The 9463-nt window shown below is 69.1% G+C and carries 7 protein-coding genes and 1 pseudogene; 3 read left to right on the forward strand and 5 right to left on the reverse strand.

Annotated features, from left to right (window positions below):
• Nucleotides 1-291: 291 nt before the first annotated feature.
• Nucleotides 292-1728: an NF041680 family putative transposase gene (locus tag DKT69_RS29875; RefSeq protein WP_109804799.1), complete on the forward strand. Its 1437-nt coding sequence runs from the start codon at nt 292-294 to the stop codon at nt 1726-1728.
• Nucleotides 1729-1955: 227 nt separating this feature from the next.
• Nucleotides 1956-2687: an IS5 family transposase gene (locus DKT69_RS29880; protein WP_255420241.1), complete on the forward strand. Its 732-nt coding sequence runs from the start codon at nt 1956-1958 to the stop codon at nt 2685-2687.
• Nucleotides 2688-2721: 34 nt separating this feature from the next.
• Here the strand turns inward: DKT69_RS29880 and DKT69_RS29885 are convergent, their stop codons facing one another.
• The 5 genes and pseudogenes from DKT69_RS29885 to DKT69_RS29905 all read right to left on the reverse strand — a co-directional run bounded on the left by DKT69_RS29885 (nt 2722) and on the right by DKT69_RS29905 (nt 9087).
• Nucleotides 2722-3126, reverse strand: a complete 405-nt coding sequence (locus tag DKT69_RS29885; RefSeq protein ID WP_161557982.1) for a DUF2267 domain-containing protein — start codon at nt 3124-3126, stop codon at nt 2722-2724.
• Nucleotides 3127-3606: 480 nt separating this feature from the next.
• The gene (locus DKT69_RS29890; RefSeq protein ID WP_109804796.1) at nt 3607-4587 is read right to left on the reverse strand and encodes a zinc-binding dehydrogenase; all 981 of its coding nucleotides are present in this window, start codon (nt 4585-4587) and stop codon (nt 3607-3609) included.
• Between the two features lie 360 nt (nt 4588-4947).
• A complete protein-coding gene (locus DKT69_RS29895; RefSeq protein WP_236648440.1) occupies nt 4948-6873 on the reverse strand; it encodes a S9 family peptidase in 1926 nt (641 codons plus the stop codon).
• A 726-nt stretch (nt 6874-7599) separates the two neighbouring features.
• Nucleotides 7600-8181: pseudogene (locus DKT69_RS29900) on the reverse strand (dihydrofolate reductase family protein).
• Between the two features lie 66 nt (nt 8182-8247).
• Nucleotides 8248-9087 (reverse strand): helix-turn-helix domain-containing protein, encoded by an 840-nt coding sequence (locus tag DKT69_RS29905; protein ID WP_236648441.1) that lies wholly within the window; start codon nt 9085-9087, stop codon nt 8248-8250.
• Nucleotides 9088-9210: 123 nt separating this feature from the next.
• Between DKT69_RS29905 and DKT69_RS29910 the strand changes: the two genes are divergently transcribed.
• The coding region (locus DKT69_RS29910) for a transposase (RefSeq protein ID WP_497529436.1) at nt 9211-9463 on the forward strand (253 nt) is incomplete at its 3' end.

The raw sequence follows: 9463 nt of genomic DNA on the forward strand, positions 1-9463 counted from the left end.
ATCGCTCACCACGGTCGCGTTACCACTTCCGCAGCATGTGGCGGTTTGGAACCTCCCCCCGCAGGGCGACTCCGAAGGGCCAACCTTCATCTCCTGCACAGCACCGCATAAAGTCGCTCTACCTACATAAGCTCCTCCTTGCGTTCGTGGCACACCTTGTCGTTTAACCTGCCGGCTCGATTAGCTGCGGGTTTGGCTCGGGATCGGGCTGCGCACTGTGGACAGTGAGCGGCCTTGGCGTGATCATGGATGTTGCTGAAGACATCAATGATCGACACCAAGGCCGTGAGGATGAGTGTGCTGGATGACGCTGCCCGCGTCGAGGCTTTAGCGGTGCTGTCCACGTTCCGGACCGAGTTCTACCGCTGTCTGACCGCCCGCGCTGACGTCCTGTTCGAGGTGACTGACGCGCTGTTGTGTACGGACGGGCCGGTCAGGTCGCTGGTCGATCTGGTGTTGGCGCCCGAGCACCGCCGTGGCCACGGCGGCATGTACGACGGGTTGAACTGCGGACGCGTCGACGTCGCGCGGCTGCGGCGCAGCATGGCGGGCCTGCCGGTGCCGCGGGCCGCCGACGGGCGGATCGTCCTCGCTGTCGACGTCAGCCCTTGGCTGCGCTCCGACGCCCAGACCAGCCCGGACCGGTTGTTCTGCCACGTCTACGGCCGAGCCAGGAGCCAGTCGCAGTTGATCCCGGGCTGGCCGTACTCATTCGTCGCGGCCCTGGAAAGCGGCCGGACCTCCTGGACGGCCCTCCTCGACGCCGTCCGGCTCGGCCCGGCCGACGACGCGGCCGCCGTCACTGTCGACCAGCTACGCGCCGTCGTACAACGCCTCATCGCCGCCGGCCACCACGCGCCGGGCGATCCGCGGATCCTGATCGTGTGCGACGCAGGCTACGACATCCCCCGCCTGGCGTTCCTCCTCGCCGACCTGCCCGTGGACCTGCTCGGACGGCTGCGCTCGGACCGGGTGATGGCCCTGCCACCACCCCCACGGCTACCCGGGACGACGGGCCGGCCACCCAAACACGGCCCCGAACTCGCCCTCGCCGACCCTGACACCTGGCCAGCACCGCAAACCGTCACCACCACGCAGACCACCCGCTACGGCACCGCCACCGCGACCGCCTGGGACCGGGTCCACCCACGGCTGACCCGCCGCACCTGCTGGCTCGACCACGACGGCGACCTGCCGATCATCGAAGGCACCCTGATCCGGCTGCAGGTCGACCACCTGCCCGGCGACCGCCACCCGAAACCGGTCTGGCTGTGGACCTCCATCACCGCGGCCACCGGCGCGGACGTGGACCGCAGCTGGCAGTCCTACCTGCGCAGATTCGACCTCGAACACACATTCCGGCTGCTCAAACAGACGCTGGGCTGGACCCAGCCCAAGATCCGCACACCCGACGCGGCTGACCGGTGGACCTGGCTGGTCATCGCCTGCCACACCCAGCTACGCCTCGCCCGCGGCCTCGCCGAGGACCTCCGCCGGCCCTGGGAACGACCCGCCGACCCAGACCGGCTCACCCCAGCCCGGGTCCGCCGCGGGTTTCGCCACATCCACCCGAAGACCACCCACCCCGCCAGTGCACCGAAACCCGGCAAGGCCGGACCCGGACGGCCACCAGGCTCGAAGAACCGGCAACCCGCGCCCAGCTACGACGTCGGGAAGACCGTCAAACGCGCCCGATCCATCACCGAACGACGAGAGCAGACAGGTTAAACGACAAGCTAAGAGCCTGGTAAATAAGGGGTTCGGGCGACCGCCGGATCGGGTGCGAGATCGATGATCGTGCCGGTGCCGGTGCCCGGCGTGGCGGCGTGACATGGGGAAGGGCCTTCGGTACGAGCAAAGGCGACTAAACCAGCACGACCGAAGGACCAACCCTGTCTGTATACCTTGTCGCCGGTGTCGCCGCATCTACCGCCCCGGGCAGCCTCGCCGATCACCTGCCGACCGCCCGGCCACGGCACTATCCGTCCGACACCACGGATGCCGAATGGGCCGTCCTGGCCCCGCACGTGCCGGCCGGGACCGGACGCGGCCGGCCGATCACCTACCCCCGCCGGGACGTGGTGGACGCGATCCGCTACCTCGACCGGACCGGCTGCCAGTGGGATGCGCTGCCCGCCGACTTCCCCCACCACAAGCTGGTCTACCACTACTTCACGACCTGGACCCGCGACGGAACCTTGAACCGGATGCACAACAGTCTGCGTGAACAGGTCCGCGAACAGGTCGAGGGCCGCACCCGGCAGCCGACCGCCGCGCTGGTCGACTCCCAGTCGGTACGCGGCGCGGAGACCGTCGGCCGGCCCGGGCGTGGCTACGACGCGGGGAAGAAGGTCAACGGCCGGAAACGGCACATCGCCGTCGACACCTGCGGACTACTGCTCGCGATCCTGGTCACCGGCGCCAACGTGCAGGACCGCGACGCCGCCCGACGGTCGGGGCGAGCCCTGCGCGGCATTGAGACACAACGTGATCTCGACGCTCATCATGGGCAGCCCCGGCCCGTCGTCTCATCAACCCGATTACACGTTGCTGGGGACGAACCCCATCACCGCTATGCAGGGACAGACGACGGCCGAGGCACCGGCCAAGAGCTTGACACAAAACGACCTACGCATGCCCTGCCGCTGTCCGCGCGTCCCTGGCGCGCACTCTCCATCGCGCGGTAGCAGGCGGCGGGTTTGTCACGCGGTGTGACGACCACTAGCGGGCCCGTCGTTCACCGGGACGGAGGCCCACCGGTTCGGCCACCTGCCAGAAGTCCTTCGAGAGTTGAGCCACCATGTCCTGGAACTCCTCAGCCGGGACAGCCTCACGCAGTGTGGTGAGCACCGCGCGGACGCCGGCACTGGCGAGCACACCGTCGACGCCGGCGCGTGCCGTCACCCGCTGAACGAACTCCCCGAGCCCGAACGACTCGGGGTGTTCCCGAGTCTTGCGCAGGGGATCGTCAAGCCCTTCGGGAAGCTGATCGGCGAGATCATTCGCCTCGCCTCCGCTGATCCGATCTGCCAACGTCTCCAACGTCGCCCGGGCTATCGTCTCCGCCTGATCGGCCGACACCCCTGTCCGCCTGGCCACTGCCTCAACAAAATCCTCGTAGACCACCTGGATCCTCCTCTCGACCAGACCGCCGTCTACCCGTTGCCGACGCCTCGAACCGCTCCGCCGCCTAGGCCGAGTGGAGTGTCCGCCCAGCCTTGCCCGTCATGGAGCCTGGCGGTTTCGCCGTTCCAGCCAGTAGCCGCACAGGGCGAGCGCGATGACGGTGTCCTGGGCGACCAGCGAGGCTGGCAACCCGAGCAGCCGGGACGGCGGGCGCGGGCGCTGTCGGCCGACGAACTGTCACCCATCAACTGGAAGAGATGTGGCCCAGGTCCGTCCCAGCACATGCTTGACGGATGCCCTGGTCTTTGGCCCAGACATCACCGCCGGTGATTGCGCCCTCAGCCAGGCGGAACACCCTCTCATAGCCGATGTGCGGATGTTGAGCAGACGCCAGACCGTGTCGCGCCCGTAGCCGGAGTAGAGAGCCAGCGCTGAAGCAGTGGCGAATGGGTTCCATGCGCCATCGGCATCGACGGCAAGTCAGCTGGCCGTTTGGCCGCCGATCAGCAACAGTGACTTGCCCACCGTCGTGCGCGCGGCAAGTGCGCGGTGGGCGTCAGTGGCCTGCTCCAGCGGGTAGGTGGCGCCGATCGCCGGGCGCAGGCGTCCCTCCGCGGCCCGTTCCAGTGCCAGGCCTAGCAGTTCGCGCACGGTCTTCTGGTTCGGTGGGCCGTCGAGTAGCGGAGCGAGCACCCGTATGCCGCGGCGCGCGGCCGACTCAGGATCCGGTGCGGCGAAGCCGTCGGCGGTGCCGTAGGTGACGAACCGGCCGCCGTCGGCCACCGCGTCCAAGGCGGCCGCGCCGAGCGGGCCACCCGCCCCGTCGTAGACCAGCGCGGCGCCGCCACCGGTCGCCTCACGCACCCGGCGGATCCAGTCCGACCGCGTGTAATCGACGGCAACCTCCGCGCCCAGCTCGCGGGCCAGTGCCAGTTTGACGTCGCTGGATGCGGCGGCGACCACCCGGGCTCCGGCGTCGGCGGCCAGCTGCACCAGCAGTGATCCGGCTCCGCCGGCAGCCGCTGAGACCAGCACCCATTCTCCCTTCTCCGGCGTGCCCAGCCGGTCCAGGCTGAGCGCGGTCACGCCGTCGTGCACCAGCGCGGCCGCCGCCTCGATGGCCAGCCCGTCGGGCACGGGCATGATCTCCTCGACGTGCGCGACGACTCGTTCGGCGTAACCGGTGCTGGTCCGTACGACCACACGCCGACCGATCCATGCCGGGTCCACCCCTTCGCCGGTCTCCACCACCGCGCCCGCTCCTCCGCCACCTGGCACGTACGGCAACATCCGCGGGAAGAAGTCCTGACCCCAGCCGCTGCGCAGCAGGGTGTCGAGGAGAATGACGTCCGCCGCAGCCATGCCGACGACGACCTGGCCGGGTCCGGGCGCCGGGTCGGGCAGTTCCGCGGGGGACAGCACCTCCGGGCCGCCGAACACGGCCACCTGGATTGCGCGCATGTTTAGCACCCTTCACGTGAGGCAGCGTCCTGGCCAGTGTTCAAGCTGAAGCTTGGTTGAGGTCAATGTTCGCGCTCAGGTAGGGAGACCAAGGTCAGCGCAATCGATTCGCGACCTTTCGATGATGATCAGGTGCACACATCTGCCGCGATCCGCGCATGGCGGAGCGTGACGGCGGCCGCTACCGCTCGGCATCCTGATCTTCCGAGATGAGTGCCGTGGCTGCTGTGGAACTTCGACGACGATCAGCAACTGGGTCAACGCCTGCCGCGGCTTGCCGCCCTGTTTCTGGAATTGGGTGGCCTGGCCTGCCGCTGTCAGCCGCATCGGCCGTGGCGGTCGTGGCGGTCGGACGTTGGGTCATCCGAGCCACCGGTCGAACCATGCGCGGGTGCGGCGGAGTACGTCGAGTTGGTGGTTGCGTTCGCGGATCGAGTGGTTCTCTCGGGGATAGACAACGTACTCGTGCTCGACTCCGAACCTGCGTAGCGCGCGGTGGAAGAACTCCGCCTGTGATACCGGAACGTTGGTGTCGTTCTCGCCGTGCAGGATCAGCACCGGCGTGCGGACCTTGGAGGCGTACGAGATCGGGCTGAGCCGGTCGTGGCGGTGTGGACCCGGTCCGTCCCAGCCACTGCTACCGCCGAGGGCCGACTCGAACGGCCCCTGTTCTCCGGTTGCGGCGAGCATTCCCCAGTCGCTGATGCCGGCGCCCATCACGGCGGCCTTGAACCGGTCGGCCTGCCCGACCGCCCAGGCGGCCATGAACCCGCCGTGGCTCCAGCCGCCGATGCCCAGCCGGTCGGGGTCGGCGACGCCATCGGCGATGAGCAGGTCGATGCCGGCGCAGATGTCGGTCCACTCGTCCAGGCCGACCGCACCGGCGACGCGCACCGCGAAGTCGTGGCCGTGCCCTTGGCCGCCGCGCGGGTTCGGCAGAAACACGGCGTAGCCCGCGGTCGCCAGCCACTGGCCGGACGGGTGCCAGCCGAGCATGAGCCGGTCGGCGTGCCGGTCGTACGGGCCGCCGTGGACCAGTGTCACCAGCGGAAATGGCCCGTCCTTGTGGGACCGGCCGGCGGGCAGGATCAGCAGGCCGTCCAGGGCCAGCCCGTCGGATGCCTCGTATGACAGGCGTTCCTGGACACCCCACCGGATGGCGTGGAGTTCGGGCCTGAGGTCGGTCAGCCTCGTCAGCGGCCCGCTCGTGGGGCCGGCGTGGACGTTTCCGGGCTCGTAGGACGTGCTGACGACCGCCGCGACGGCGTCACCGTGCCGGTTTGTGGTCAACGACGTCGCGAGGCCGTCGACCCGGGACACCTCGACGAGGTTGGGCCCGGCTGGATCGAGCCGGTGGATCGCGGTATCGAGCCCGTCGGCGACCAGCACCAGCGGCGGACCGGTGTCGACCTGAACCAGGTTGCTCGGGCAGGCGGTCGTGCCGGCGGTCAGGTTACGGTGCTCGCCCACCGGCCCGTTCACCGGTACGGCGACATCGAGAACCGCGTGTCCGCCCGCCAGAGCGGGCGGGGTCTTCGCGACATATGCCAGGTGCCAGCCGTCGTCGGCGGGCCACCAGACGAGCGACGACGCGTCCGCTGCGGCCGGGCCGAGGTCCCGCGTCACGCCGGTGTCCGGGTCGAGGAGGTGGAGACCGGGCTTGACCAGGCCCGGGTCCACGTCGGGGGTCGACCAGGTGAGGACCGCCAGCGTTCCATCGCCGGGCCGCTGGGCCACCTCGACGACATGGCGATCGCCGAACGTATCCGGTGTCCGGACCTCCCGGCTCCGTACGTCGAGCAGCCGCAGCCGGTCCGGGCGTACGCGTTCGCCCCACACCCGAGCGTCGTCGCGCTCTCTGTCCCGACGTTCGTCCTCAGCGGACGGTTCATCGGCCGCGATCACCACGACCAGGTCCGGATCGGCCAGCGGGAGGTGACCGGACACCCCACCGGCCCAGGACGTGACCGCCTGCACGACACCGTCGACCAGCCCCACCCGGTGCAGTTGCGCCGTGCCACGCTCGGCCCGGTCGGAGAGGAAGTAGATCAACAGCGAATCCGCAGCCCACCGCGGCGCCGAATCGTACGCCTCACCCGAGGTCAATCGTCGCGGAGACCCGGTCCCGTCGACGGCGGCGACCCAGAGTTCGCTGACCAGGTGATCACCAGCCCGCCCGACCGGGGCGACCACGTAGGCGACCCACTTGCCGTCCGGCGACAGCGCCAATGCCTGCGGAACACGACCATCAACCACCAACTCGGCGGTGAGCTGTGCACGGGCCACCGATGCACAGTAGCGATCAACCACCACGGCGGCCAACCGCTGCCGCAACGCCTCAGCAGCATGGCTGCGGCGTCCTCGCAAGCAGTCCCGATCTCGACCAACAACGACAGGAGGAGACGATCTGGCTACTTGATCGGATGCGCACATCTGCCGCGATCCGCGCGCTACGCGGCGTTACGAAGTGCTGACTCGGCCGCCATACGCACATGCCGATGTGCGCGCGCGTGATCATGCCGCGGACGCACGACGTTGCTGGATGCCGGCGTGCCTACCCATTGCAGTACCCTCGGACGACTCATGCGGGCATGGACGGGAGGACGCGGGCGTGTGGACCTCCCGGGAACAACGTCGAGTTTCACCGAGTTCCAGACCCTCGCGCGACTCGCCGCTCAACACGACGAGATCATCCGTCTGCGGGCCGCCGCCACCTCCGCCAGCCGAGTCAGCCGACTTCCGCAACGGGCAGCGACCATCGGCTCATGCAACTGACCGAGCGACCAGGCCGACAGCGAAGCGGCGTCGGTGTTCGGACAAGGGAGGGGGGTCGGCACCAAGATACGACGGAAACCGGCAACCAGTGATCTTGAGTTGAACTTGCCGCAGGTGAGGTGCTGGGGCGGATCGGCGTCGGCTGCCCGACCAGGGACAGCGATGCGCAAACGCAGCCGGAGGCCCGATCTTGTGTCACCGTTCGCAGTGGACTTCTTCGCGTACCGCTCAGATCGGTCAACGGCGCACCCGATAGCGCAGGTGAAGCACCCGGTTGCCCTGAATCACCACGTCAGGATCCTCCAACAGATGCTGCGCGTCGACCGACCCGAAGTAGCGCTTGCCGGACCCGAACACGACGGGCACGACGTCCATGCGCACCTCGTCGATCAGGCCCGCGGCAAGCACCTGGCCACCGACGTCGCCAGCGGCGACCTCGACCATGCGGTCACCCGCAAGCTCCTGCGCCTTGGCCACGGCTGCCTCGACGCCGTCGACGAAGTGAAACGGCGCCTCCGGGTCCCAGCCCTCGGGCTCCGGCCGGTGCGTCACGACGACCACGTGGTCGATCCCGCCCGGAGGCTTCCCGTCCCAGCCGTCCGTCATGTCGAAGACGTGGCGGCCGACGATTGTCGCCCCGATCTAGTCCCAGTACGGCCGGGTGTAGTCGTAGGACGTCTGCGACACCTTCACCTCGCCGCTCTCGTCCAACGGGACGTCACCGCTGGACAACCATTCGAACAGCGGTCCGGGCTGGTCATTCTCGTCCGCGACGAAGCCGTCCACCGACACCGAGCTGTACATGACCACCTTGCCCACGGGGCTCTCCTCTGCTTTGGGATGCCCCTAAATTAGCGTGTCGTGAGCTGTCGCTCTTGTAAGAAATCAATCCGCCGGCAGCGGCCAGCCGTCCAGCGCGTGGCCGGGATGTTCGCGCAGGAACCGCCGCCGGACTTCGACGTACCGGGTCGGCGTGAGCCCGGTGAACGCCCGGAACTCGTGGCCGAAGTGGGCCTGGTCGAAGTAGCCTGCGCCACCGGCGAGGTCGCCCCAGTCGATCGGAACGGCGGGGTTGATCGCGAACACGGTGGCGGCGAAGCGGTAGGTGCGGGCCAGCCGCTTCGGCGTGACGCCGATGAGCTCCTTGAACCGCTGTGCCAGATGAGTGCTGCTGACACCGGCTGCCACGCTCAGGTCGCCAATCGCCACCGCACCGCTGGTCGCCGCGATGACGCTGCTCGTATGGCTGACCAGCCCCAGGCCGGCGGTCTCGCACAGCCGTCGCATCAGCTCCTCCTCGAGCAGCGTCAGCATCTCGTGCGGTCCGTCCGCCGTGGCCAGCCGGTCTCGCAGCTCAGCAATGGCGGGCCGGCCCCAAACCTGCTCTACCGTCACCGGCCGGTCACACAGCTCGGCCGCGGGCATCGGCAGGAACGGCGCCAGCCCCCACGGCTTGAAGTGCACGCCGACGGACCGGGTCCGGCGTGGGTAGCCGAACTCCAACGCGCGGGTGGGCGTGGTGACCACGCAGCCGTCGGCGTACTCGGCCGTCTCGATGTCGGTGCCGGCGCGGATGCGGAACGGCGCCCCGAGGTTGACGATGAGCAACGCCGCCGGCATCGGCGGCAGCGTCAGCCGGGCGTACGGCGGCGCACCCTCCAGGTAGTAAAGGTCGTCGATCAGCCCGTCCAGCGGCGGTCGCGACACTCTGGACACGTACTCCACGCGCACAGCATCGCCGACGCCCCGCCGGCATCGCGCGCCGGGACCCTCTGTGGCAACCTTGAAGGAGGCGGCCTGAGCTGCTGAAACTCTGACCCGTGAGGGCGTGCAAGGAGATCCACCCCCGTGACATTGCATCATCCGGAACCCGACCCCGAGGTACCAGCAAAGCCCCGAACAAGGACATACACCGCCGCGTACAAGGCGCGGATCCTGGCCGAGTACGAGACCCTCGACAAGGCCGGCAAGGGTGCCCTGCTTCGTCGGGAAGGCCTGTACACGTCGCTGCTCGCGGCGTGGAAGCACCAGCGTGACGCCGGCGCCCGCGAGGCCCTGGCCAAGCCGGCCGGGCGACCGAAGACCGACCCCGCGGTGCGGG

Origin of the sequence: Micromonospora sicca (genome assembly GCF_003172935.1) — a bacterium.
Lineage (GTDB): Bacteria > Actinomycetota > Actinomycetes > Mycobacteriales > Micromonosporaceae > Micromonospora > Micromonospora sicca.